We start from the raw sequence: 23,174 nt of genomic DNA, 5'->3' as shown, positions 1-23,174 counted from the left end.
GGCGGGTGGGTCTTCAGCGGGCGCGACGGCACAGCGGCAGGCATCGGACCGCACAGGCCCAGGCGCCGCCGGGTGGCCATGCGGGCGCATACCTGCCGGGGAGTGGGCTGCTCCCACCGGTGGTCGCGGCGATGCGGCAGAGAGTGCGCGTCGTAGGCATAGGGGGCGTGTCCGCACCAACGGCAGCCGAGTGGCAGCGGCGGTTTCTCTGCTCCCCAGCGGATCCGAATGGCTCTAACCTTGCTCATGGATCGCAGCTCCTTTGCGATCAAGGAGCCCGTCCTGATGTCGGCTACCAGTGGCGGGCTCCGCTTTTATGTGGCGGGATCTCCAAGTGTCCGGAGGCATTCCCAGCGGGTAGAGAGCCAGAAGAGTTAGCGCCCGGCGAGGCTCTGGCCTGGGCGCGAACTCTGGACCCGCTTTAATAGTTAGCTGTCAAGAAGCCGAATCTGCGCGTACGCCGTGAAAGCCAAGCGCTTCGTTATTTACACCAGGCGGACACAGTAATGGACAAATCCACCAATCCTGGTAGGCGGCAACGCGCGCACCGTTCCCAGCAGCTCAGGATCCGCGGTCTGACGTGGGATCAAATCGCCGCCGTCTGGGAAACGGACCATCCGGAAATCGGCCCCCGCATCGCGCTCCGGTGGGCGATCAACGCGAGCCACCAGGAAGTCGCCGACCGCTGGAACGAACTCGATTCCGGCGAGTCAACCATGGTCAAGGCCAGGATCTATCAATTCGAACATTGGCCGGAGAAAGGTCGGCGGCCGAGCATAGCGGCACTGCACGCCCTCGCCCGCATCTACCAGGTACAGGGGCGTCGGCTACTCACCAACGCCGAGTACGCCCTATACAACGCCGCCGACCGCGCCGAGATCGATCGCATCGACTACCGGCATCTTGACGCTAACTTCACCGGAGCGGGGCCGAGTCCGGGCGCATCGCCTGCATTTCCCGGAACCGCCGAAGTAGCGTCACCATCCCTTTCGTAGACACGTGATCTCCGGCCGCTTTCTAGCAGCGAACAGTTATCTCTCTACGCCCGGGAATCCGACCTCATTCTCAGCGAGGCCGAAAACAGTAACGCCGGCGCCTCGACGATCGAGCGCCTCAACGCTGACCTCCAGCGCATCGCGGCCAGCTACCTGAAGGTGCCCACGGGGCCACTGCTGGTCGACGTGCGGCGTATCCGAGATGAGGCCCTGCGACTGCTGGAGAGACACCAGCCGCTGCGTCGCCGTAGAGACCTGTATCTAATCACCGGTTGGGCGATGACGTTCCTGGCGTGGGTCAGCACCGACCTGGGCCGCCCAGACGCGGCCGAAGGCCACGCACGAGCCGCATGGCATTTTGCCGAGGAATGCGGACATAGTGGCCTGCTCGCCTGGGTGTGCAAGACCCGGCAGGTCGCCGCTTACTGGGATGACCGCAAAGAGAATGCCTTGCGCCACGCCGAGCACGGGCTTCGCTACGCCATGCGGGCCGGCGGGGAGACCGAGGTGATGCTGGCCAGCACTCTCGCCCTGGACTACGCCCGGCTCGGCCGCGGCGACGAAGCGCGCATCATGCTACGCCACGCTCAGGAGGTCGGACCGGGGCGAGCGGACTACCCCGGCGGGCCGCTGAGCTGCGCGCCGGAACGCGCGCTGAGCTACTGGGCGGACGCTTGCCTGGTGCTGTCGGACCCGTGCCAGGCGCTGGAGATGGCCAGCCGCAGCGTGGAGATCTCCCAGGGCAGACCCGGGCGGACCCGGAACCTGGGAACCGAGCGGATGACCGTGCTCCACATGGTTCGGGCCCATATCGATGGCGGCGCTCTGGACGGAGCGGTCGAGGCGCTCGCGCCGGTCCTGCAAACCCCTCCGGAGGCGCGTGCGGCGCCCCTGCTCCTCCAACTCGCGGAGATCGTCGGCCGGATCCCGGATGCGTCCCGCAACGGGGGGCAGGGCAGAGTGATCAAAGAAGCTATCGGCGCGTTCTGCGACGAGACACCATACACGGAAGGGTGACCCCCCTTGGCAGGAGACGACATCGAGACCCGCGACCACTGGTGGTGGCGGCCAGGCTGGCGGCCAGGCCGCAGCTTCTACACCTGGCACTTCCTCGTGGATGACCAGCCCGAGGTGCACGATCTCGTGGCGCGGATGCGTCCCGATCTCGATGACGTGGCGATACTCGACCCCATCCCGCCCCAGTGGCTGCATATGACCACTCAGGGCGTCGGCTTCGCCGACGAGGTGGGCGAGGAGGAACTGGCGGCGATCGGCGCCGCGGTGAGCGAGCGGGTGGCCGGCCTCGGCTCGATTCGGGTGACGCTAGGCCCAGTGGTGGCGGATGCCGAAGGCGTACATCTGCCGGTGCGGCCTGTCGAGGCCGTGGCCGCGGCGCGCCGGCTTGTCCGTGAAGCCATCGCCGAGGTCTGGGGACAGGGCAGGGTGCCGGAGGCCGCCGAGGGCTTCCGGCCACATGTCAGTCTCGCCTACGTGAACACCAGCGGGGTGCCGCTGGCTCCGCTCCGGGAGATGCTTGGTCGGCACGCCGATGCTGTGCCTGTCACCTTGTCGTGCATCGCCCTGATCGATTTGAACCGGGATGAGGGCTACCGCTGGAGGACCGTTCTGACCTCGCCGCTGTCCCTGCGGACGGCTTGAGTGTTTCCAACCGCCCGCAGGGACAGCACGGCGATGTACGCCTGGGATGGTGGTCTACCGCCGCGCTTGTTCGCACCGTACGCCAAGCAGGTCCTGGCTGGCCATGGCCAGCCAGGACTATGTCCGGGGCTGATGTTCCCCGAGTTCCGCCCAGTACCAAGACCTTCATGGGCACGATCATCACCCGGCGAGGATGTTCTGGTCGGCCGTTCCGAGGAGACCGTGGGCGGAGGCCCACCGAACCCGGCGGGTCAGAACACCCGCGCCCGCACCGCCCTGGCCATGCCCGGGTCGTCGGCGAAGACGCCGTCCAGGCCGAGCCGGTAGAGCCGCTCCAGCCAGCCCATCACGTCGCCGGTGGCCCGGGGGAAGGCCGGGCTGGCCGGGTTGCCCAGCCGGAAGTCCACCGGAAGGTGTGAGTTCTCGTTCCTGACGGTCCAGGCGTGCACCTTCAGTCCCGCCTCGTGGGCGTCCCGGATGAACGTGGTGGGCGGCAGCAGGCGGCCGTCGGGTCCCGCCGGCACGATCCGCCGGGTGTCGACGCCGACACCGTCCGCGTAACCGGCCACCTCACGCAGCCCCGCGGGGGTGACCATGGTGTCGTAGCTGCGCGGATCTCCGGCCGCGATCCAGTCGTACGGGGCGCCGCCGGCGGTGATCAACTGGATCAGCGGCAGTTCCGTCCTCTTGCTCAGCTCGCGCAGGTTGGCGGTCTCGAAGGACTGGATGAAGACCGGGGCACCGTTCCCGTTCCAGCCGTGCCTGCCGAGCACCTCCAGCAGCGGATCCTCCAGGGAGAGACCGAGGGAGTCGAAGTAGCTCGGGCTCTTGGTCTCCGGGTAGACCCCGACCCCGTGCCGCCGCGCCAGCTCGACCACCTCGTCGAAGGTGGGGATCTCCGCCAGGCCGTTGAAGACGGCGTTCTGCGGGCGCAGGTCGGGGATGCGCTCCTCGGCCCTGAGGGTCTTCAGCTCGGCGAGCGTGAAATCCTCGGTGAACCAGCCGGTGATCGATCTGCCGTTGACGGTCTTGGTGGTGCGGCGGTCCGCGAACTCGGGATGGCTCTCGACGTCCGTGGTGCCGCCGATCTCGTTCTCGTGCCTGGCGACCAGCACGTGGTCCTTGGTCGCGACCAGGTCGGGCTCGATGTAGTCGGCGCCGAGCGCGATGGCCGCCTCGTACGAGAGCAGGGTGTGCTCGGGCCGGTGGGCACTGGCGCCCCGGTGGCCGATGACGATGGGTTCGCCGCCGCGAGGCTCGGCGATCACGGGTTCGGATTTTGGCAACACGAAGGCGACGGTACCGGTCGCGAGGAACGCCAGCAGCGCGACCTGAAACCTACGGATCATGCCTGGGAACGTACGAGGCCGGGACCGTGATCGGAACAGCGACCTGCGAAACAGGTGATTCAGGAATCGACAAAGGCTGGGATCGCCGGGGTGGGTCAGGCCCGGGAGGGCGAATCCTCGGCCGGTCGTGGCTCGCCCACGCCGGTCGGCGTCGCCGGGCGGCCCACCAGGAATCCGGCCACCAGTTGCAGGCCGCACGCGCCGAGACCGGCCAGCAGCGGCAGCGTCCAGCCGCCGGAGAACTGGTGGATCGCGCCGACCACCAGCGGTCCGAGCGCGGCCAGCACGTACCCGACGGACTGGGCGACGGCCGAGAGCGCGGTCACCGAGACCGGGTCGGGGGCGCGGAGCGTGATGATGAGCAGGGCCAGCGCGATCGAGGCACCCTGCCCCACCCCCAGGACGATCATCCAGAGCCACGGGAGGGTGGCCGGGGCGAGCAGCACGCCGAGGTATCCGACCACCGTGATGAGGGTCGCGGCGGTGACGTACGACACCTGCGATCGCGCGCGCCCGGCGAGGATCGGGACCGCCAAGGTGGCCGCCACCTGGGCCAGGCTGGTGAGGCCGAGCAGGTATCCGGCCTGGTCGGCGGGGAGCCCCGCGTCCTTGAAGATCGTCGGCAGCCAGGCCAGCATGACGTAGAAGGTCAGCGACTGCAGGCCCATGTAGGCGGTGACGTACCAGGTCATCCGGGCGCGGAGCAGCGGTGCGAACGGTCTGGGCGCGACCTCGGAGCGGGCCGGTCGGCGCAGTGCCTGGGGCAGCCAGAGCGCCGCGGCGGCCAGCGCCGGGATCGCGGCCATCGCGGTCACCTCGCGCCAGCCGTACCCGGTGGCACGCTCCAGCGGGATCATCAGCCCGGACGCCGCGGCGGAGCCCAGCACCAGGCCGGAGACGTAGATCCCGGTGAACAGGCCGACCCGCGAGGGGAAGTGCTGCTTGACCACGCCGGGCATCGAGACGTTCATCACGGCGATGGCCATGCCGGCGACGGCCGCTCCGGCGTAGAGCGCGGGGACGCTTCCCGCGCTGCGCAGCATCACCCCGGCGGCCAGGATCAGCAATCCGGCCATCAGCGTGCGGTCCAGGCCGAAACGGCGGGCGAGCAGCGGGGCGAGCGGGCCCAGCACGCCGAGGCAGACCACCATGGCCGTGGTGATCGCCCCTCCCCCGGCGGCGGTCAGCCCGAGGTCGCCCATGATCTCGTCCAGCACCGGGGAGACGCTCGCCAGTGCGGGCCGCAGGTTGAGCGAGGCGAGCGCGAAGCCCGCGATGAGCACCACCCGCGACACCCGCGACACACCGACCCCCCGCTCGACCATTGGCCAACCTTCCCACAGCCCGCTCGGTGGCCTGTGAGGGGGAGCACACCATCGTGGAGAAGTACGGCGAGACCAAGCTGTCCTTGTCCCCTACACCTGGTGGGCCGAACAGCAGGAACGTGCGAACCGGGACACGCTCGCGCCCTAACAGGCACCCCCGCTCGTGCTGACCCCGGCCCGAAGGCCGGGGTCGGCACCCTTCGAGCATCAGGTCAAGGAACGATGGTCGCCACGTTGACCGTCCGCACGATGGGTCAGTAGGTTCACCAAAAGAACTTTCGTTCGCATGGCGCACATGTGTGAAGGGGCGCGATGGCCACGGTGGTTCCGCTCGCCGAAGCGGTGGCCGATCTCGTGCACGAGGCTCCCTGAACGACATTCGAACCATCCGGAGGTGACCGTGACCTCTCCCGCCACCGCCGGGCTGTTCTCCGGGATGTTCGCCCGGGGCGGGGCCGCCGCGCAGGTGTCGGACGTCGCGTGGCTGGCCGCCATGCTGGACGTCGAGTCCGCGCTGGCCGCCGCGCAGGCCGGGATCGGACTGGTCCCCGCCGAGGTGCCCCCGGCGGTGGCCGCGGCCTGCCGCCCCGAGCTCTACGACCTCGCCGGGCTGGGTGCCGAGGCGGCCCGGAGCGGCAACCCCGTCATCGGCCTGGTGGCCGCCCTGCGGACACGGATCGAGCCCGGCCTGCGGCGGTTCGTGCACTACGGCGCCACCAGCCAGGACATCAACGACACCGCGGCGATGCTGGTCGCCCGCCGGGCCCTGGCCCCGGTCCTGGCCGACCTGTCCGCCTGTGCCGGGGCGTGCGCGCGACTGGCGTCCGAGTACCGCGGCAGCGTCATGGCCGGGCGTACGGTCGGCCAGCACGCCGTACCGGTCACGTTCGGGCTGAAGGCCGCGGGCTGGCTGAGCGCGCTGGACCGCTCCCGAACCGAGCTGGCGCGGGTTCCGTTGCCGGCCCAGTACGGCGGGGCGGCGGGCACCCTGTCGGTCCTCGGCGAGCGGGGCCACGAGGTGCCGCCGCTGCTCGCGGCCGAGCTCGGGCTGGCCGAGCCGGTCGTTCCCTGGCACACCGACCGGACCCCGGTCGCCCGGCTGGCCTGCGCGCTCGGCACCGTCGCGGGGACACTCGGCAAGATCGCGAACGATGTGAAGCTGCTGGCCCAGACCGAGGTGGCGGAGGTCGCCGAGCCCACCGGGCCCGGACGGGGCACCTCCAGCGCGATGCCGCACAAGCGGAACCCGGTGGGCTCGATGTCGGTGCTCGCCTGCGTCCAGCGCGTCCCCGGGCTGGTCGCCTCCCTCCTCGGCGGCATGATCGCTGAGCACGAGCGCGCGGCCGGGCCCTGGCAGGCCGAATGGGAGACGCTGGGCGAGCTGCTCCGGCTCACCGGCAGCGCCGCCCGCTGGCTGCGTGAGGTGCTGGAGGGCATGACCGTGGACACCGCCAGGATGCGCGCCAACCTCGACGCGACCCGGGGGCTGCTGATGGCCGAGCAGGTGGTCGTCCGGCTCGGCGGCACCCCGCAGGACCGGCGGCTGGTGGACGCCGCCTGCGCCCGCGCCGCCGCCGGGGGCCTGACGCTGCGGGAGGTCCTGCTCGCCGATCCCGGCGTCTCGCTGACCGCCGAGGAGGTCGACGCGGCCCTCGACCCGGCGGGTGCCCTGGGCTCCGCCCTCACCTTCGTCGACCGGGCGCTCGCCGCCCACCGGAACCTCGCGGGACCAGGCAGGTGAGCGCCGGGAAGACCGGCGGACGAGCATGGGAGGAACCAGGGACATGAGCGCGGGAGAGAGCAGGGAGATGAGCGGCTGGGAGGCCGGGGACGCGACACGCCGGGCCGTACTCGGTGACGAGCACGTGGACCGCGCCACCGCGAGCGCCACCCCGTTCACCGCCGACTTCCAGGAGTTCATCACCAGGTACGCCTGGGGCGAGATCTGGAACCGCCCCGGCCTGGACCGGCGCACCCGCAGCTGCATCACCCTCGCCATGCTGGCCACGCTCGGGCAGGAGCACGAGCTGGCCATGCACGTGCGGGCCGCACTCCGCGTCGGTCTCACCGAGGAGGAGATCAAGGAGGTGCTGCTGCAGACCGCGATCTACGCGGGCGTACCCGCCGCGAACCGGGCGTTCGCGGTGGCGCGGGCGGCACTAGAGCTCGATCGGAACGAGGAGGACGGCGATGATCGAACCGGTTGACCGCGGCTCCGACCACGTGCAGTCGCTGGCGCGCGGGCTCTCGGTGATCAAGGCGTTCAGCGCGACGAGTCCCGAGCTGACGCTCAGCGAGGTCGCCCGCGCGACCGGCCTGACCAGGGCGGCGGCCCGGCGGTTCCTGCTGACGCTCGTCGACCTCGGCTACGTCAGGACCGACGGGCGGCTGTTCGCGCTCTCCCCCCGCGTCCTGGACCTCGGGTACGCCTACCTGTCCGGCCTCTCCCTGCCCGAGATGGCCGAGCCACACCTCGAACGGCTGGTCGCCGAGGTGCACGAGTCGGCGTCGGTGGCCGTGCTCGACGGCGAGGACGTCGTCTACGTGGCCCGGGTGGCCACCACCCGGATCATGCGGGTGACCATCAACATCGGCACCCGCTTCCCGGCCCACTGCACCTCGATGGGCCGGGTGCTGCTCGCCTGGCTGCCCCCGGACGAGCTGGACGCCTACCTGGAGCGCGCCGAACTGCCCAGGTTCACCCAGAGGACCGTTACGACCGCGGGCGCGCTCCGAGCCGAGCTGGAGCGGATTCGCGCCCAGGGCTGGGCGATGGTCGACCAGGAACTGGAAGAGGGGCTGCGCTCGATCGCCGTGCCGGTCCGCGACCGCTCCGGCCGGGTGGCCGCCGCGATGAACATCTCCTCCCACGCGAGCCGTACCACCCCCGAGTCCGCCCGCCGTGACCTGCTGCCGCCGCTGCTCGCGGCGGCGGCCCGCGTCGAGGCCGACCTGCACGCGGCCGGGACGGCGGGAGGCGCCACCCGGGCCTCCTGGCGCGAGTCCTCCTGAGCCGTTCCCGCCCGCGGTCACGCCTGGCGGCTGTCGTACGCCTCGCGCGCCGCGCCGATCTCGTCCACCGAGCCTTCGAGTAGATCCGCGAGATCGCGCAGGCGCTCGGCGACGCGGGCGCCGAGCGGGGTCAGGGAGTACTCCACCCGGGCGGGTATCACCGTCAGGACCTCGCGGGTGACCATGCCGTCTCGCTCAAGGGTCTGCAGGGTCTGCGCCAGCATCTTCTCGCTCACGCCCGCCACCCGTCGCCGCAGGGCGTTGAACCGGTAACCGGACTCCCCGAGGGCGAGCAGCGCGAGGATTCCCCACTTGCCGGCCACGTCCTCCAGGGCCGCCCGGGAGGTGCAGCCGCGGGCGAACACGTCGCTGATGAGTTCGTCGGTGGGCTCACCGGCGTCGGGGTCGGGGGCACACGCGTTCGGCATACCCCAAGGGTACATATGTCGTAAAACAACTAGTACTGTGTAAAAGTTAGTACTATCGCTTGGTAACCACAGGTGACCTCCAGGAGAGATCATGACCGTCCACGCCGTCACCGGTGCCACCGGCCCCCTCGGCCGTCTCGTCATCGACGCGCTGCTCGCCGGAGGCGTCCCCGCCTCCGACGTCGTCGCCGTCGCCCGCACCCCCGCCAAGGCCGCCGACCTCGCCGCCAGGGGCGTCGTGGTACGCGAGGGCGACTACTCCCGGCCCGAGACGCTGCCCGCCGCGCTGCGGGGCGTCACCAACCTGCTGCTCATCTCGGGCAGCGAGGTCGGCCGGCGGGTGCCCCAGCACACGGCCGTGATCGAGGCCGCCAAGGCCGCCGGGGTCGCGCGCATCGCCTACACCAGCGTCCTGCGCGCCGACACCACCGAACTCTCCCTCGCCGCCGAGCACAGGGCCACCGAGATCGTGCTGCGCGAGTCCGGCGTCCCGTTCACCCTGCTGCGCAACGGCTGGTACACCGAGAACTACACCGGTCAACTCGGCCGGTACCTTGAGCGCGGCGAGATCCTCGGGGCCGCCGGCGACGGGCGGATCGCCGCCGCCACCCGGGCCGACTACGCCGCGGCCGCCGCCGCCGCACTGACCGGCGAGGGCCACCACAACGCCGTCTACGAGCTGGGCGGCACGCCGTTCACGCTGGCGGAACTCGCCGCGACGATCACCGAGGTGACCGGGACGAAGGTCGTGTACCGCGACGTCACGGTCCCCGAGTTGGCGGGCCTCCTCCGGTCCGCCGGCCTCGACGAGGGCACCGCCCACTTCGTCGCCGGCCTGGACGGGGCCATCGCGCGCGGCGACCTCGACACCTCCGGCGACGACCTCAGCCGCCTGATCGGCCGGCCCGGCACACCGCCGGCCGACGCGGTACGGGCCGCCATGTCCTGATCCGGGCGCGGGATCGGATCCCGTTCCGAATCACTCCTCCTCCCCGATCCCGGGTACTGTGATTGCCGGCGTCCGTCCGCGCCCAACCTCCGGCGACCCGCCCCAGCCGGGTCACCCCAGGAGGCAAAGGGAGGTCCACCTCTCGGCCGGGTCGTTGTGTCGTCGATCGTGCGCCCGCCGTACCGGTCGCTGGGGGACCCGCGGACGGGCCGCGGGAGATGACGATGACCAGGCAGTCCGACTTCAAACGGCGGGTGCGCGCCCGCATGGCCAAGACCCGCGAGTCGTACGCGACCGCCCGCAGCCAGATCCTCGCGGAACGGCCGGATGCTCCGCCCCCCGCCTGGATGAGGGCGGCGTTGCACGTGACCAACGGCGATGCCACGGATCTGCCCGGGACCGGGCTCGCCGAGCGCGTGCTGTACTGGCGCGACGTGCTGCACGAAGGGCCGGTGCCCGCGGTGGGGCCGCAGGAGCTTCGCCGGATCAGAGCCGCCTTCCTCCTTCAGGCGAACTGCGACGACAGGGCCGAGGCCGCCGGCATGTTCGCCGAGCGGGACCGCCTCCTGGCCGCCGGTCGCGACGGTGAGTACGTGCTGTGGTTCGAGGCGGACCTGTACGACCAGCTTCAGATCATCCAGATCCTCGCCGGCCTCGCCGACCTTGGGGTGCCGGCGCAGCGCGTCACGTTGATCTGTATCGGCGAGCACGCGGGTATCGCCCGTTTCGGTGGTCTCGGCCAGCTGACGGCCGCGCAGTTGCGCGAACTGCCCGCCACGAACGCGTGCATCCGGTTGACCCCCGCCGCGCTGGAGCTCGCCGCCCACGCCTGGGCCGCCTTCCGCGCGCCGACTCCGGACGGTCTGCGCGCCGTCGCCGATGCCCGCTCCGGCGAGCTCCGGTTTCTGGGCGAGGCGTTCGACCGGCTCAGCCGGGAGTACCCGGCCACCCGCGACGGACTGTCTCTCACCGAGCGGCGGATCCTGGCCGCGGTCGCCGATGGCGCGCCCGACGCCGAGACGGCGTTCGTTCGTGCCGGGGCGCGGGAGACGCGTCCGTACCTCGGAGACACCTGGTGCTTCGCGATGATGGACCGGATGGCGCGCGCGTCCGTCCCGCTGCTCGACGCCGAGCGGGCGGACCGTCCGGTCGGTCGCGGGACCGGCCTGCGCCTGACCGACACCGGAGCACGGGTGCTCGCCGGTGTGGCGGACCACGTGACGCTCAACGGCGTCGACCGGTGGATCGGCGGGGTGCACCTGCACGGGCGTCACGCGCCCTGGCGCTGGGACGACGGGACCGAAACCATCGTCCACGCGACCGGTTGACAACGTTGTCAGTACGCCGCGCATAGGCGATGATCGAGTCGTGACAGAGAGTGTGCGAGGCCGTCCCACCATGAAGGACGTCGCGGAGGCGGCCGGGGTGGCGCTGAAGACCGTCTCCCGGGTCGTCAACGAGGAGCCGGGCGTCAATCCCGCCACGGCCGGACGGGTCACGGCCGCCATCGAGCGGCTCGGCTACCGGCGCAACGAGAGCGCCCGCGTGCTGCGCCGGGGCAGGACCGCGACCATCGGCCTGGTGATCGAGGACGTGGCCGACCCTTTCTACTCGGGGCTCAGCCGCGCGGTCGAGGACGTGGCGCTCCGGCACGGCTCGCTGGTACTCAGCGGCTCCTCGGGGGAGGACGCCCGGCGCGAGCGGGAACTGATCCTCGCCTTCTGCTCGCGCCGGGTCGACGGCCTGGTCATCGTGCCCGCCGGGACCGACCACGACTACCTGCGGCCCGAACTCGACGCGGGCATCGCCGCCGTCTTCGCCGACCGGCCGGGCGGGCTGGACGCCGACACCGTGCTGTGCGACAACGCGGGCGGCGCGCGCGCGGGGGTGAGCCACCTGATCCGGCACGGTCACCGCCGCATCGCCTTCATCGGCGACAGCGCGTCCATCTTCACCGCCGGCGAGCGCCTGCACGGCTACCGCCGCGCCCTTGAGGAGGCGGGCCTGCCCTTCGACCCGTCACTGGTCGCGACCGGCCCGGCCGAGCAGGCGGGTCCCGCGCTGGACCGGATGCTCTCCGATGACGCCCCGCCCACCGCGGTGTTCACCGGCAACGGCCGGATCACCGTGGCCGTGCTGCGTACCGGGCACCGTCCGGCCCTGGTGGGCTTCGACGACTTCGAGCTGGCCGACCTGCTGGTCCCCGGCGTCACCGTGGTGGCCCAGGACCCGGTGCGGCTCGGCAGGACCGCCGCCGAGCTGCTGTTCCGCCGTCTGTCGGGCGACCACGGCACTCCCGAGCGGGTCGAGCTGCCGACCCGGCTCATCCCCCGGGGCTCGGGGGAGCTTCCCGCCTAGGACCAGTGCGCGGGGCGGGTGAGCCCGGCGGGCAGCGTGGTCGCGGTGTCTCCCCTGGCCGCGTTGACCTGGGCCTGGGTGAGGAAGATGCTCCCGGTGAGGTCGGCGCCGCGCAGGTCGGCGTCACGGAGGTCCACCCCGATGAGGTCGGCCGTACGCAGGTCGGCGTTCCGCAGGTCGGCCGCGATGAGGTAGGCCCCGCGCAGGTTGGCCCCGCGCAGATTGGCGCCCTTGAGCCTGGCCCCGATCAGATCTGCTCCCCGGTGGTTCTTCTTGCGGCCGGGCACCTCGGCCCGTACCAGCTCGCTGGCGCGGAGCAGCAGGGCGTTGACACCCTGACGGACCGTCGCCACGTCCGTTTCCACCAGCGCCTCGGCACTGCCACGGGTGAGGCGCTCGGTGTCGTCCAGTGCGCGGCGGAGATCATCGTGGATGGGGCGGGCCTGCGGCAACGCCAGTGCCTCGGTCAGGTACCAGAGCAGCTCGTGGAGCTGCCGCATGACGGGAAACACCTCGAACATCCGCCCGGCGGTGCCCGGAGCCCGCCGCCAGTCCTGCCCGCCGAAGGTGACCTGGGAGACCTGCTGCCCCGCGCCGAAGCAGTCGAAGACCGTGCAGCCGGGAAAGCCCCGCTCGCGGAGGTTCGCGTGGATGCCGCAGCGGAAGTCCGCCCGCAGGTTCACACACGGCTTCCCCGCGGCCTTGTCGACCGCGAAGTCGGCCGAGGCGGCGAAGGGCAGCGCGACACAGCACAGCCCGAAGCAGTTCGCACAGTCGGCCCGCAGGCCGGGGCGGTCTCCGCCCGCCAGAGGGACTTCGTGCTTCTGGGACAACGTAGGTGATCTCCTAGCGCTCGGTGAGATGTTCTCCATTCTCTCCGACCGTACAAGGAGGCCCGGTCAGGAGGGCTCCGGCCGCAGGGAGCGGTGCAGGGCGAGTGAGCAGCAGACGGTCGCGGCCCCCGCCAGGACGATCGCCATGTGCGGGGAGGTCAGTTCGGCGGCCACGCCCACCAGAACCCCGCCGAGCGCCTGTCCGGACATCATTCCCGCCGAGGCCAGGCCGAACGCCTGCCCCCTGACCGGCTCGGGCACCGCCTCCACGAACCACCGCTGCAACCCGAGTTCGTAGGAGGTCGACGCCACCGTGGCGAGCAGCACGAGCAGCGCGGCTCCCCCGAGCCCCGGTTGGAAGGCGAACACCAGTAGCGGCAGGCCCGAGGCCACCGCCATGGGAAACGCCAGCCGTTCCCGGCCGGAGGGCGAGACCAGCCGGCCGACGACGAAGCTCCCCGCCGCCAGGCCCACGGAGGCCGCGGCGAGCGCGTACCCGGCGGTGCTGCCCAGATAGGGGACCAGCATCGCCTCGCCGCCCGCCACGAACGTCACCGGCAGCCACTGCGCGAGAAGCAGGCCGCGTATCCGCGCGTCCGCCAGCAGCACCCGGTTGACCCGCAGGGTCTCCCAGACGGCACCTCTGCCTCTGGCCTGCTCGGTGCGCACCTCCCCGCCTTCCGCCTCACCCGCCGGGAGACCTCCGTCCTCCGTACGCTCACCGGGCGGGCCGGCCTCCGCGCCCCTGGCCGGAAAGTCGGGCAGGCCGAAGCGGAGCACCACGGCGGCCAGCGCGGACAGCGCGGCGGTGGCGGCCAGCGCCCCCGAGGGTCCGGTCGCGGCGAGGATGCCGCCGCCCACGGCCAGCCCGCCGATCTGCGCGCCCGCCGCCGTCACGGTCAGCACGGACCTGCCCAGCACGAACGCGTCACCCGGCAGCAGGTCGGGCAGCAGGGCTATCCGCGCGGCCCCGAAGACCGGTGAGAACAGGCCGGTGACCAGGACCAGGGCGAGCATCGCCCAGACGGACAGCCCGGCGAAGGCGATCAGCAGGCAGGTCACCACCCGCACCAGTTCCCCCGCGATCATCAGCGCGCGCGGCCGGATCCGGTCGGCCAGCGAGAGCAGGAAGGTGGCGCCGACGGCGTAGGGCAGGAACCCCAGCATGTACGCCGCCGCCGACAGCCCGGGCGAGCCGGTCCGCGCGTAGACCAGCGCCGACAGGGCCAGCATCTTGACCTGGTCACCGGCCACCAGAAGGGTGAAACTTCCGAACAGGACACGGAACTCACCGCTCGCGAAGACCTCCGTGTAGGTCGCGCCGCGTTCTTGTGTGGTCATGGGGACGATGCTGGGCGAGCGTTCGGACGGCTGGCTAATCTTTCGGGTATATCCGAAAGGTCGCTCAGTGGTCTATCGCATCGAGGTCACCCCGCACGACATCATGGCCAGCAGGTTCGCCATCTCCCCGCTCATCGTGACCAAGCACGCCCTCTGGGTCCTGTCCGGGGCCAGGGGCTCCGGACAGTGGCGGTCGTGGGCGGACCGGATGCGGGAGCCGTACGAGAGACTGTTGCTCACGCAGCCGGGACTGGCCCCTTTGGTGGCGCTCTTCCGCGAGCGACACTACAACGCCGACTTCCCCGCACCGCCGCCGACCGGAGTGGACACCCCGTTCGAGGCGGAGCTCGCGGTGGTACGGGCCACTCCGGCGGCGCAGGCGCACGACGAGATCGCGAGGAACCTGGAGGGGATGCCGCGTCCCCCCGCGCCCGTCAGGGAGGTGCTGTTCTCCTCCGATGTCGTACGGCTCTTCGCCGAGGCGCTCCAGGCGACGTGGGGTGAGATCGTCTCCCCGGCGTGGCCGCGCTTCCACGCGATCCTGGAGCGGGACGTGATCCAGCGGGCGGGCCGCCTGGCGACCTACGGCTGGGCGGCGGCGCTCGACGACCTCACCCCGCGGATCCGGTGGGATCCCGACGGTGTCATCGAGGTGCTGGCCGGGGACGCGGACGAGACCCACCGGCTCAACGGGCGCGGGCTGCTCTTCGTGCCGACCGTTTTCCCCATCAAGATGGGCTCCTACCTGGAGGACGACTGGCCGTACGCGATCAGCTATCCGGCTCGGGGCACCGGCATCCCGCCCGAGAGGGCGGACGGCCTGGCCCACCTGATCGGCAGGACCAGGACCCGCCTGCTGCTGGAGCTCGCGACCCCGGCCACCACCACCCAGCTCGTCACCCAGCTGGGCCTCGGCCTCGGCACCGTGGGCGGCCACATCTCCGCCCTGCGCAAGGCGGGCCTCATCACCGGCAACCGCATCGGCCGCACCATCCTCTACCACCGCACCCCCCTGGGCGACTCCCTGGTCAACCGCTCACCGGCCCTCGACGCCTCTCGGTGAGGCCGTTCAGCGACATCCCGATCAGTCGGGAAGGTCGGGACGGCTGACGGGCGTTCGGGAATCGTTCATGGAGGTCGGGTGAGGGATGCCGCCTGTGCTGGTCAATGTCCTTGGTGGCCTGCGGCGCGTAGGCGGGTGGCGATGCCGTCCAGGCCGCAGGGGTCGGCCCAGCGGGAGGCCGGGTTGATCTCCTCCATGCCGCCGATGACCGTCAGGCCCCGGCCGAGGAGCACGCCCTGCGGGTGGGCCGAGTAGATCGGCGTTCCGGCCGGGAGCGCGGCGCGGTCCTTGATGACGGTTCCCTCGCGGACGTCCGGATAGACGAACAGCATGACCCGGCTACCCCGGGGCACCGCCCGCCGGAAGTCGGCCACCGAGTTGACCGGGGTCTGGTTCCTCCATATACCGCCCTGGAAGAACTTCACGTGGACCAGACGGGCGGCCGGCCCCTTGAACCGCTCGGTCACCCGCACCGGCATCAGCACGTAGTGCGTGCGGTCACCGGGGATCCCCTCCTCGACGATCTGTCCCGGCAGGAAGTCCTCGACGGTGCCCGCGACGACCAGCGGGGTCTTCTCCGCGAGTTCCTCAGGGGAGTTGAGCGGGTCGTAGTCGAAGGCCGTCTGCCGGAGCAGCCTGACATTCAGCTTCCTGGTGGGCGCCGGAGCACACGCGGATTCGGGTGTCGGGTCCGTCGAGGCCGGGGACGGCGGTGGAGTCGCCGAGGCTTTGAGGACCTCCGGCGCCTCCCGCGCGGAGGGTGCGGACGCCGTTGCCGGGATATCCGGGGTTCGGGCCATGGTCGCGGGGGCGCCGCAGGCGGTCAGCGCGCCAAGAAGCAGCAGGACCGGCAGTCTCATGATCGTGAGACGTTGCCGGGATCCATTCGGTTCAGCCGTTCAGGGGCTCGCATCGGAGTCTTCAAGAGGACGGGCGAACGGCTTCGACGTAGTACAGCAGCGGCTTCACCCTGCCGGTGGCCCTGACCTGAAAACCGGCGCCGGGCACCAGTTCGGCGAGCAGCTCCGGCATGCCGGGCCGCATGGCCGGCCCGACCAGGACGCCGACGAGGTGGGCGGCGACGGGGTTGGCCGGCGGGTGGAACTCGGCGATCAGCAACCGACCGCCAGGCCGCAGGACCCGGAACATCTCCTGGATGGCAGTGCCCCGGGCGGAGGAGGGCATGTGGTGGATCGCGACGGTTGACACCAGGACATCGAACGAGGCCTCGGGAAAGGGGAGAGCCTGCCCCTCGCCCACCCGGTAGGAGCAGTTGTGAGGTGCGCGCTCGCGGGCATGGTCGAGCATCGATGCCGACGGGTCGATACCGGTCACCTGCCCGGCGGGGCCCGCGATAGGGGCGAGTAGCCGGGTCAGGTAGCCCGTGCCGCAGCCGACGTCCAGGATCCGCTCCCCTGGCCGGATGCCCGTCAGCGCGGCCAGGTGGGAGAAGACCCGGCGGCGGCGCCCGGCGAAGCCGATCTCGGCCAGGACCTCGTAGGCGCGCGGGTAGTTGATCACACCGCCCCCGTCGCCGTGCTTCGAATGGTCGTGCAGGGATTTTCCGATACCCATGGTGCTTCCCCTTTTTCCGCATAGGTTGTTTGGTTATGAATGGTCAGTTCATCAACGTGAAGTGGTCAACAATCAGATTCACCAGGCCGTGCTGAACCGAACGGGAGCGGGAAAAGTGTTCGGAGCCCAGGAGCGGGAGAGCCCGGACCGGCGGGTGCGACGGACCCGCAGGCTCATCCGGCAGGCACTGGTGGAACTGATTCTGAGCAAGGGCTACGAGGCGGTGACGGTCACCGACATCATCAACCGCGCCGATGTCGGCCGCTCGACCTTCTACGCGCATTTCACCGACAAGCAGGAGGTGCTCTTCAGTAGCCTTGACGAGCTCTCCGAGCTGCTGCGTTTCACTCCCGGATATCGCTCGGAGACCCTGTTCTCATTCAGCCTGCCGATTTTCGAACATCTCCAGGAGCAGCGCCGGCTGGCTCAGGCGCTGCTCGGCCGGCGCGGGAGCATCGCCGTGGGCACGCGCGGAGAACAGATCATGGCCGCCGTCGTCCGCGACGAGCTGCTGGCCGCGCTTCCCGGGAAAGCCACCCCGCCGGCCTCGCTCGACATGATGGTGACCTGCGTCACCGGCGCGTTCATGGCCCTGCTGCGCAGGTGGGCCGACGGCGAGCTGACCGGCACACCCGCCGAGATGGACGCGGCGTTCCGCGCCGTGGTGCTGCCCGGTCTGGAAGCGGTGCTCGCCGCGGCCGCGACTACCGAAGCTCCGGCTCACCCCAGGATGTGACGTTCACCTCGTCGCCCAGAGCCAGTTTGCCGGGGCGTACGACGGAGAGTTTCACCCCGAACGCGACCCCGCCCTCGGGTGCGCGGCGGTAGGTGGCCAGCGTGCGCAGCGGCTCCGGGCCCGCTCTGGTGCCGCTGTCCTGGTCGACCATCGTGACCGCGCATCGGATGGCGAGCTTGGCGTAACCGAGTTCGGTGTCGCCGACGAGCATCCGCCGGGCCCCGTCCTCCCAATGCGGTCGCGTCCCTCCGCCGATCACGACGTTGGGGCGGAACCGGGCCATCGGCAGCGGGACGCCGCCCCCTTCGGTGAGCCGCCGGTTGAGCAGGGCGAGGGTGGCCTCGGAGACGAGATGCACCGGGCTGCTGTCCGCGTAGCCGGACGTGCCGGGTATCCAGCCGTCGGTCACCCGGCGGTGCTCCGGCGGCACCCGCACGAGCCTGCTCGGCGCGCCCAGCACCTCCGACAACCACTCGGCCGCGGCCCGGCCCTGGTCGATCCCCTGGTACGGCGTGCCGAACAGCTCCACCTCGCGCCTGGCGGAGAGCAGGTCCACCTGGACGGTCAGCGCGTCGAAACCCGGCAGCCGGAGCGTGAGCCGATCCCCGTCCGCGCTGACCTCGGGACTGATGGCGGCAAGCCGCGGATCGCGCCGCTGGCTGCGGAACACACCGTTGTCGCCGACCACCATGAAGGTGCGGTCGTGTGCCAGACCCGACTCCGTGAGCAGCGTCTCGGTCATCGAGACGCCGGCGCACCCCTTGACGGGATAGCAGACCAGTTCGGTGACAACGGCGGCCGCTCTGCCATCCGGCGACGCACCAGCCCGTGGGACAGAGAGCATGACCTGCACGCTAAAGACCGAATAGCCCACACACCAGCAAAAGAGGCGATATTTAACACAAAATCGTCAAGATATCAGCCCTTCAATGCTCCGGCCATCAGGCCGCGCATGAAGAAGCGGCCGAGGAGGACGTAAATGATCATTGTGGGGATGGAGGCGAGCAGGGCCGCGGCCATCTGCTGGCTGTAGGGGACGGTCTGGGCTCCGGCGATGTTGTTGAGCATGACCGTGGTGGGCCAGCTCTGCGGACCGGTCAGGAAGACGGCGAACAGGAAGTCGTTCCACATCGAGGTGAACTGCCAGATGATCACGACCGCGAAGGCGGGTCCCGAGACGGGCAGCACCACCGACCAGTAGGTCCGCAGCATCCCCGCGCCGTCCACCCTGGACGCCTCGATCAGCTCGTCGGGGATGGTGACGTAGTAGTTGCGGAAGATCAGGGTGCAGATCGGGATGCCGTAGACCACATGCGCCAGCAGCAGCCCGGGGATCGAGCCGTAGAAGACACCCGGTACCCCGGTGACCGCCAGGGTGACCTCGTTGAGCTTCACCAGCAGTTGCACCAGCGGGATCATGACGCCCTGGTACGGGATGAACATGCCGAACAGGAACAGCGTGAACAGCACGTCGGAGCCGGGGAAGCGCCACTTCGACAGCACGTAGCCGTTCATCGAGCCGAGCACCGCCGAGATCAGCGAGCCGGGCACGGCCAGCAGCACGCTGTTCCAGATGCCGGGTGCGAGCTTCTCCCAGGCCACCCGCCACGGCTCGGCCGTCCACACCTCGGGCAGCGCCCAGGCCCGGCCGGGATCGGCCTCGGTCAGCGGCTTGAAGCTGGTGACCAGCAGCACGTAGATCGGGATCAGGAAGACGAGCAGGAAGGCGACCAGCAGCGTCAGCCGTACGCCGCGCGACAGCCGCGCCCGCCGCCTGGCCCGCCCGCCGGCGGCACCGGGGCTCCCACCCCGTACGGGACTGGCGGGGGAACCGGTCACGGTGGTCGTCATGCGCGTCGCTCCCTGCGAAGTGTCCAGGGCGGGCAGGGGACGGCGTCCCTGGGATCCGCGCCCCCTGTAGGGATAGAGGTCATGAGCGCCGCTCCCTGCGGAGGGTCCAGACGAGGTAGGGGATGACGAAGACGCTGACCGCGAGCACGATGTACGACGCGATGGTGGCGCCCTTGGCCGGATCGTGGGAGTCGAAGACCGCGACCCACATGAAGACGGCGGGCACGTCGGTGATGATCTGCTTGCCGGAGACCGCGACGATCAGGTCGAAGACCTTGAGCGAGATGTGGCCGAGGATGATCAGGGCGGAGAGGGTGACCGGGCGGAGCATCGGCAGCACGATGTGCCGGTAGACCTGCCACTCGCCGCACCCGTCGACCCGGGCCGCCTCCCGGAGGTCTTCGGGGACCCCCCGGAACCCCGCCAGGAACAACGCCATTACATATCCCGACATTTGCCATATCGCCGGAATGGCCATGGCGGCCATCCCCCAGTCGGGATCGCGGAACCACTGCCACTGCAGGAACTCCAGCCCGAGGCTGTCGAACAGCCGGTTCAGCCCGACCGCCCGCTCGCCCTGACCGGAGTTCATCAGCCAGCGCCAGACCACCCCGGTCGCCACGAAGGAGATCGCCATCGGGAACAGGTAGACCGCCCGGAAGGTCCCCTCGCCCCTGATCCCCTTCTCCATCAGGAACGCCAGCAGCCAGCCGAGCAGCAGCGCCCCGAACACGAAGACCACGGTGAAGACGACGGCGTGGTTGACCGAGATGCCCCAGCGCTTCTGGTCCCAGAGGGTGAAGAAGTTCTCCAGGCCGACGAAACTCCCCTCGGACACCTCGTCGTGCTTGTCGGTCATCGCCAACTGGAAGTTCCAGCCGAGCATGCCGTAGACGAAGACCGCGATCGCGATGATCGACGGTGTGACCAGCAGCAGCCCCGGCAGCCATCTGCGTACCCGTGTCACGGCCACCCTTTCTGAGAGGTACGGCCCGCACGGGAGCGGGCCGTACCGAAGATCAACCGAAGATCACTGACCGGAGTTCTTGGCGGCCTCGGCCAGCGCCTTCTGCAGCGCGGCCACGTCCTTGTCTCCGTGGAACAGGCCGACCGCCTCGTTGATCGCGACGCGCCAGGCGTCGTTCACCACCACGCCGTGCTGGATGGAGCCGGCGAGCTTGTCGCCGCCCCAGTCCTTCAGCGCGTCCGCGAGGTAGTCGGTGTAGAGGGCGGTGTCGGCGTCCTTGCGTGCCGGGATGGAGCCCTTCTTCGGGTTGAAGGCGTCCTGGCCCTCCTTGCTCGCGGCCACCTTCAGCCAGGCCACCGCCCCGTCGCGGTTCGGCGCGCCCTTGGGCAGGGTGAAGCTGTCGGAGAGCCACATGAACGTGCCGCCGGTGCCCGGCGAGGGCGCCCAGTCGAAGTCGGTCTTGGAGGTCTTGCCCAGGCCACCGTCCGGCGGGTTGTGGAAGTAGCCGTACGCCCAGTCGCCCATGATGTTGAACGCGGCCTCGCCGTCGGCCACCTGCTTGGCCGCGGGCTGCCAGTCGTCGGCCGGGTCACCGGCGTAGGACAGGATCGTCTTGAAGTCGTCGAGCGCCTTGGTCATCGCCGGGCCCGACCAGTCGGAGCCCGCGGTCCAGAGCCGGTTGTAGGCGTCGGTGCCGAGCGAGCCGAGCAGCACGCTCTCCAGCAGGTGGACCATGGTCCACTCCGAGCCGATCGAAAGCGGGATCTTGCCCTTCTGCTTGACCTTCTCCAGCGCGGCGACGAAGTCGGGGATCGTCTTCGGCACCTCGGTGACGCCCGCCTCCTTCAGCACCGCCGGGTTGAACCACATCACGTTGGAGCGGTGGATGTTGACCGGCACCGAGTAGACCTGGCCCTCGACGCTGATCTGGTCGATCAACTGCTGGGGGAAGACGTCCTTCAGCTTGAGCTCGTCGTAGAGGAAGTTGAGCGGTTCGAGCTGCCCGGCCTTGATGTAGCCCTGGAGTTCGGCGCCCGCGTGCCCCTGGAAGGTGTCCGGCGGGGTCTGGGCCTGCAGCTTGGTGGTCAGCAGGGCTCGCGCCTTGTCCCCGGACCCGCCCGCCACGGCCGCGTCGAAGAACTCAAGCCCGGCGTTCTGCTTCTCGAAGATCTCCTTCATGGCCTTCAGGCCGTCGGCCTCGCCGGGGCCCGTCCACCAGGAGAAGACCTCGACCTTCTTCTTCGCGTCGGCCTGCGGGCTCTGCGTGGCACCGTCACCGCCGCCGTCACCACAGGCGGTCAGGGCGAGCAGGCCCGCCACGGTGACCGCGACGGCTGCCATCCACTGTCGTCGCACAGCTCTCCGTCCCTTCGGGGTTTGGGGTGCACAGAATCCCCGAAAATATGACAACGTTGTCAGTACGGCAATCAAGCCACTCCACCCCAAGCGCCGTCAAGGTCGCGCGGATAACAGCTCAATATCCCGGGATATGAGCGCCGGACGACACTCTCCGGTGACGGCGAACCGGTCGGCCGCACGGCGGTGCGGAACCGCGGCGCACCGGACGATGGGGACGGGAAAAGGATGGCTGTAAGGACCGGCGGGCGGGGCTCAGACGCGCTGGACCGCGCCGTCGGAGAGCGCGACGACGGTGACGCCGAAGTCATGGATGGTCGCCGCCAGGTCCTCGGACGACAGGCCCGGGGCCACGACGACCAGGGAGCCGCGCATCAACGCCAGCCCGATCAGGGTGGTCAGGGCCAGGCTGCACCTCAGTGGCCAGGTCACCAGGAGGACATCGGACTTCCCCAGCTCGGTGCCCCTGTCGAGCAGGCTCATCCTCGTGATCAGGTCCTGGTGGGTGAGCACCCCTCCGTCCTCGATCAGCAGGGCGGGCTGCACCGCGGGGTCGAGGAAGGGCAGCGGGACGGGCTCCAGGAGCAACAGGTCGGCGAAGTCGACGGTGTCGCGGGCCTGACCGAACGCGATCACCTGCCGGACCCGCGAGTCCTCCACGGCCCGCAACGAGGCGTCCGCCAGGCGCGGAGTGGTGATGAGCAGCCGTGCCTCCCACTCGGCCAGCAGGTCCGCCATCTCCGCACACCCCGAGGTGATCGGCGCCGCCACCCCTCCGGCCGCGATGACCGTGTGCACCGCCAACGTCTGGGCCACCGCGCTGTCCACGTGGATTCCGGCCACCTGACGCCGCCGTGCCCCCCGCCGCACCAGGCCCGAGGCTCCTCGGGTCACCTCCGCGGCCAGCCTGCGGTAGCCGTACACCAGGCCGGCGCCGAGGTCGATCAGTGCCGGCCGATCACCTCGTCCGTGCGCGTAGCCGAACACCGCCTCGGTGAGTGTGCAGCTGGTGGACGGCGAGGTGGGTCTCATTCCGATGAGGGTAGGGTCGGCCTGTCCACAGGGGCATCGACAGATGTATGTAGATGGCTGTGTATTCGGCCCCTTGACGTCCTCCCATGTCTCGAAAACCGGGGATTCCAGCACCCGACCCACCGGTCGGGTCCGCCGGTTCGCGATTCACCGACCCGCGCGAACACCGACACACCCCGCCGCGCTCATGGCCGGGGCTGGTCGACGCGGTGCTTCGAGGCGCATCGCCGCGCCGCAAGCCCCCTCTTCAGAAGGGGGTCGTCGACGGAACCCCCCGACCCCGCCGAGTCGCACCCGCACGACAAGCAATGCTTCCTCCCCCAAGACGGGGCGTCCGCCCCAGAC

The 23,174-nt window shown here is 70.4% G+C and carries 23 protein-coding genes; 11 read left to right on the top strand and 12 right to left on the bottom strand.

The annotated features are described in order from the left end of the window. Window positions 1-506: 506 nt before the first annotated feature. The 3 genes from ACFQVD_RS41005 (at window position 507) to ACFQVD_RS40995 (ending at window position 2,654) form a co-directional block, all read left to right on the top strand. Window positions 507-995 carry a hypothetical protein gene (locus ACFQVD_RS41005; RefSeq protein ID WP_343962967.1) on the top strand — a complete coding sequence of 163 codons (489 nt, stop codon included), beginning with the start codon at window positions 507-509 and terminating at the stop codon, window positions 993-995. A gap of 279 nt (window positions 996-1,274) precedes the next feature. After that, window positions 1,275-2,012: a hypothetical protein gene (locus tag ACFQVD_RS41000; RefSeq protein ID WP_343962968.1), complete on the top strand. Its 738-nt coding sequence runs from the start codon at window positions 1,275-1,277 to the stop codon at window positions 2,010-2,012. A gap of 6 nt (window positions 2,013-2,018) precedes the next feature. Further along, entirely contained in the window at window positions 2,019-2,654 is a 636-nt protein-coding gene (locus tag ACFQVD_RS40995; RefSeq protein WP_343962970.1) for a 2'-5' RNA ligase family protein, read from the top strand. 251 nt (window positions 2,655-2,905) lie between these two features. Here ACFQVD_RS40995 and ACFQVD_RS40990 read toward each other — a convergent pair whose 3' ends face one another. Both ACFQVD_RS40990 and ACFQVD_RS40985 read right to left on the bottom strand, forming a co-directional pair. Continuing rightward, window positions 2,906-4,003: a glycerophosphodiester phosphodiesterase gene (locus tag ACFQVD_RS40990; RefSeq protein WP_343962971.1), complete on the bottom strand. Its 1,098-nt coding sequence runs from the start codon at window positions 4,001-4,003 to the stop codon at window positions 2,906-2,908. Between the two features lie 95 nt (window positions 4,004-4,098). Next, window positions 4,099-5,328 carry a CynX/NimT family MFS transporter gene (locus tag ACFQVD_RS40985; protein WP_343962972.1) on the bottom strand — a complete coding sequence of 410 codons (1,230 nt, stop codon included), beginning with the start codon at window positions 5,326-5,328 and terminating at the stop codon, window positions 4,099-4,101. Between the two features lie 394 nt (window positions 5,329-5,722). On the opposite strand from ACFQVD_RS40985, the gene pcaB reads away from it, so the two are divergent. From pcaB to ACFQVD_RS40970, 3 genes are read left to right on the top strand one after another with little or no spacing between them, the layout of a single operon-like run. Beyond that, window positions 5,723-7,069: a 3-carboxy-cis,cis-muconate cycloisomerase gene (pcaB, locus tag ACFQVD_RS40980; RefSeq protein WP_343962973.1), complete on the top strand. Its 1,347-nt coding sequence runs from the start codon at window positions 5,723-5,725 to the stop codon at window positions 7,067-7,069. Between the two features lie 43 nt (window positions 7,070-7,112). After that, window positions 7,113-7,535 carry a 4-carboxymuconolactone decarboxylase gene (pcaC, locus tag ACFQVD_RS40975; protein WP_343962975.1) on the top strand — a complete coding sequence of 141 codons (423 nt, stop codon included), beginning with the start codon at window positions 7,113-7,115 and terminating at the stop codon, window positions 7,533-7,535. Then, a complete protein-coding gene (locus tag ACFQVD_RS40970; protein ID WP_343962976.1) occupies window positions 7,519-8,340 on the top strand; it encodes an IclR family transcriptional regulator domain-containing protein in 822 nt (273 codons plus the stop codon). Before pcaC ends, ACFQVD_RS40970 begins: the two co-directional genes overlap by 17 nt. Window positions 8,341-8,357: 17 nt before the next feature. Here ACFQVD_RS40970 and ACFQVD_RS40965 read toward each other — a convergent pair whose 3' ends face one another. Next, window positions 8,358-8,768 carry a winged helix-turn-helix transcriptional regulator gene (locus tag ACFQVD_RS40965; RefSeq protein ID WP_343962977.1) on the bottom strand — a complete coding sequence of 137 codons (411 nt, stop codon included), beginning with the start codon at window positions 8,766-8,768 and terminating at the stop codon, window positions 8,358-8,360. 91 nt (window positions 8,769-8,859) lie between these two features. On the opposite strand from ACFQVD_RS40965, the gene ACFQVD_RS40960 reads away from it, so the two are divergent. From ACFQVD_RS40960 to ACFQVD_RS40950, 3 genes are all read left to right on the top strand, one after another. Beyond that, window positions 8,860-9,717 carry an SDR family oxidoreductase gene (locus ACFQVD_RS40960; protein WP_343962978.1) on the top strand — a complete coding sequence of 286 codons (858 nt, stop codon included), beginning with the start codon at window positions 8,860-8,862 and terminating at the stop codon, window positions 9,715-9,717. Window positions 9,718-9,941: 224 nt separating this feature from the next. Beyond that, window positions 9,942-11,045 (top strand): hypothetical protein, encoded by a 1,104-nt coding sequence (locus ACFQVD_RS40955; protein WP_343962979.1) that lies wholly within the window; start codon window positions 9,942-9,944, stop codon window positions 11,043-11,045. A 40-nt stretch (window positions 11,046-11,085) separates the two neighbouring features. Beyond that, window positions 11,086-12,075 carry a LacI family DNA-binding transcriptional regulator gene (locus ACFQVD_RS40950; RefSeq protein ID WP_386273775.1) on the top strand — a complete coding sequence of 330 codons (990 nt, stop codon included), beginning with the start codon at window positions 11,086-11,088 and terminating at the stop codon, window positions 12,073-12,075. On the opposite strand, the gene ACFQVD_RS40945 is transcribed toward ACFQVD_RS40950, so the two are convergent. Both ACFQVD_RS40945 and ACFQVD_RS40940 read right to left on the bottom strand, forming a co-directional pair. After that, window positions 12,072-12,908 (bottom strand): pentapeptide repeat-containing protein, encoded by an 837-nt coding sequence (locus ACFQVD_RS40945; RefSeq protein ID WP_343962980.1) that lies wholly within the window; start codon window positions 12,906-12,908, stop codon window positions 12,072-12,074. The genes ACFQVD_RS40950 and ACFQVD_RS40945 overlap by 4 nt on opposite strands. A gap of 66 nt (window positions 12,909-12,974) precedes the next feature. Continuing rightward, entirely contained in the window at window positions 12,975-14,249 is a 1,275-nt protein-coding gene (locus ACFQVD_RS40940; RefSeq protein WP_343962981.1) for an MFS transporter, read from the bottom strand. 67 nt (window positions 14,250-14,316) lie between these two features. On the opposite strand from ACFQVD_RS40940, the gene ACFQVD_RS40935 reads away from it, so the two are divergent. Then, window positions 14,317-15,312 (top strand): ArsR family transcriptional regulator, encoded by a 996-nt coding sequence (locus ACFQVD_RS40935; RefSeq protein ID WP_343962982.1) that lies wholly within the window; start codon window positions 14,317-14,319, stop codon window positions 15,310-15,312. A gap of 101 nt (window positions 15,313-15,413) precedes the next feature. Here ACFQVD_RS40935 and ACFQVD_RS40930 read toward each other — a convergent pair whose 3' ends face one another. Together ACFQVD_RS40930 and ACFQVD_RS40925 are read right to left on the bottom strand one after the other, a co-directional pair. Then, complete coding sequence (locus ACFQVD_RS40930) at window positions 15,414-16,172, bottom strand: hypothetical protein (RefSeq protein WP_343962983.1); 759 nt, start codon at window positions 16,170-16,172, stop codon at window positions 15,414-15,416. Between the two features lie 61 nt (window positions 16,173-16,233). Then, window positions 16,234-16,887 (bottom strand): class I SAM-dependent methyltransferase, encoded by a 654-nt coding sequence (locus ACFQVD_RS40925; protein ID WP_343962984.1) that lies wholly within the window; start codon window positions 16,885-16,887, stop codon window positions 16,234-16,236. Between ACFQVD_RS40925 and ACFQVD_RS40920 the strand changes: the two genes are divergently transcribed. Next, a complete protein-coding gene (locus tag ACFQVD_RS40920) occupies window positions 16,886-17,623 on the top strand; it encodes a TetR/AcrR family transcriptional regulator (RefSeq protein WP_343962985.1) in 738 nt (245 codons plus the stop codon). The genes ACFQVD_RS40925 and ACFQVD_RS40920 overlap by 2 nt on opposite strands. On the opposite strand, the gene ACFQVD_RS40915 is transcribed toward ACFQVD_RS40920, so the two are convergent. The 5 genes from ACFQVD_RS40915 to ACFQVD_RS40895 form a co-directional block, all read right to left on the bottom strand. Further along, window positions 17,592-18,467, bottom strand: coding sequence for an MOSC domain-containing protein (locus tag ACFQVD_RS40915; RefSeq protein ID WP_343962987.1), 876 nt, complete (start codon window positions 18,465-18,467; stop codon window positions 17,592-17,594). The genes ACFQVD_RS40920 and ACFQVD_RS40915 overlap by 32 nt on opposite strands. Before the next feature lie 74 nt (window positions 18,468-18,541). Then, a complete protein-coding gene (locus tag ACFQVD_RS40910; protein ID WP_343962988.1) occupies window positions 18,542-19,474 on the bottom strand; it encodes a carbohydrate ABC transporter permease in 933 nt (310 codons plus the stop codon). 79 nt (window positions 19,475-19,553) lie between these two features. Next, on the bottom strand, window positions 19,554-20,441 hold the full coding sequence (locus ACFQVD_RS40905; RefSeq protein WP_343962989.1) for a carbohydrate ABC transporter permease: 888 nt from the start codon (window positions 20,439-20,441) through the stop codon (window positions 19,554-19,556). A 63-nt stretch (window positions 20,442-20,504) separates the two neighbouring features. Then, a complete protein-coding gene (locus tag ACFQVD_RS40900) occupies window positions 20,505-21,797 on the bottom strand; it encodes an ABC transporter substrate-binding protein (protein WP_343962990.1) in 1,293 nt (430 codons plus the stop codon). Between the two features lie 255 nt (window positions 21,798-22,052). After that, window positions 22,053-22,829: an AMP-binding protein gene (locus tag ACFQVD_RS40895; protein ID WP_343962991.1), complete on the bottom strand. Its 777-nt coding sequence runs from the start codon at window positions 22,827-22,829 to the stop codon at window positions 22,053-22,055. Window positions 22,830-23,174: the final 345 nt, after the last annotated feature.

The organism is Streptosporangium amethystogenes subsp. fukuiense (assembly GCF_042665875.1).
Lineage (GTDB): Bacteria > Actinomycetota > Actinomycetes > Streptosporangiales > Streptosporangiaceae > Streptosporangium > Streptosporangium fukuiense.
This window is presented reverse-complemented; position numbering and strand designations above follow the sequence as displayed.

What these genes read in the sequence shown, in the direction of transcription:
- pcaC (WP_343962975.1), top strand. Translation starts at nt 7,113, where the DNA reads ATGAGCGCGGGAGAGAGCAGGGAGATGAGCGGCTGGGAGGCCGGGGAC.
- ACFQVD_RS41000 (WP_343962968.1), top strand. Translation starts at nt 1,275, where the DNA reads ATGACGTTCCTGGCGTGGGTCAGCACCGACCTGGGCCGCCCAGACGCG.
- ACFQVD_RS40925 (WP_343962984.1), bottom strand. Translation starts at nt 16,887, where the DNA reads ATGGGTATCGGAAAATCCCTGCACGACCATTCGAAGCACGGCGACGGG.
- ACFQVD_RS40920 (WP_343962985.1), top strand. Translation starts at nt 16,886, where the DNA reads ATGGTGCTTCCCCTTTTTCCGCATAGGTTGTTTGGTTATGAATGGTCA.
- ACFQVD_RS40955 (WP_343962979.1), top strand. Translation starts at nt 9,942, where the DNA reads ATGACCAGGCAGTCCGACTTCAAACGGCGGGTGCGCGCCCGCATGGCC.
- ACFQVD_RS40915 (WP_343962987.1), bottom strand. Translation starts at nt 18,467, where the DNA reads ATGCTCTCTGTCCCACGGGCTGGTGCGTCGCCGGATGGCAGAGCGGCC.
- ACFQVD_RS40910 (WP_343962988.1), bottom strand. Translation starts at nt 19,474, where the DNA reads ATGACGACCACCGTGACCGGTTCCCCCGCCAGTCCCGTACGGGGTGGG.
- ACFQVD_RS40960 (WP_343962978.1), top strand. Translation starts at nt 8,860, where the DNA reads ATGACCGTCCACGCCGTCACCGGTGCCACCGGCCCCCTCGGCCGTCTC.
- ACFQVD_RS40990 (WP_343962971.1), bottom strand. Translation starts at nt 4,003, where the DNA reads ATGATCCGTAGGTTTCAGGTCGCGCTGCTGGCGTTCCTCGCGACCGGT.
- ACFQVD_RS40895 (WP_343962991.1), bottom strand. Translation starts at nt 22,829, where the DNA reads ATGAGACCCACCTCGCCGTCCACCAGCTGCACACTCACCGAGGCGGTG.
- ACFQVD_RS40965 (WP_343962977.1), bottom strand. Translation starts at nt 8,768, where the DNA reads ATGCCGAACGCGTGTGCCCCCGACCCCGACGCCGGTGAGCCCACCGAC.
- ACFQVD_RS40940 (WP_343962981.1), bottom strand. Translation starts at nt 14,249, where the DNA reads ATGACCACACAAGAACGCGGCGCGACCTACACGGAGGTCTTCGCGAGC.
- ACFQVD_RS40970 (WP_343962976.1), top strand. Translation starts at nt 7,519, where the DNA reads ATGATCGAACCGGTTGACCGCGGCTCCGACCACGTGCAGTCGCTGGCG.
- ACFQVD_RS40985 (WP_343962972.1), bottom strand. Translation starts at nt 5,328, where the DNA reads ATGGTCGAGCGGGGGGTCGGTGTGTCGCGGGTGTCGCGGGTGGTGCTC.
- ACFQVD_RS41005 (WP_343962967.1), top strand. Translation starts at nt 507, where the DNA reads ATGGACAAATCCACCAATCCTGGTAGGCGGCAACGCGCGCACCGTTCC.
- ACFQVD_RS40930 (WP_343962983.1), bottom strand. Translation starts at nt 16,172, where the DNA reads ATGAGACTGCCGGTCCTGCTGCTTCTTGGCGCGCTGACCGCCTGCGGC.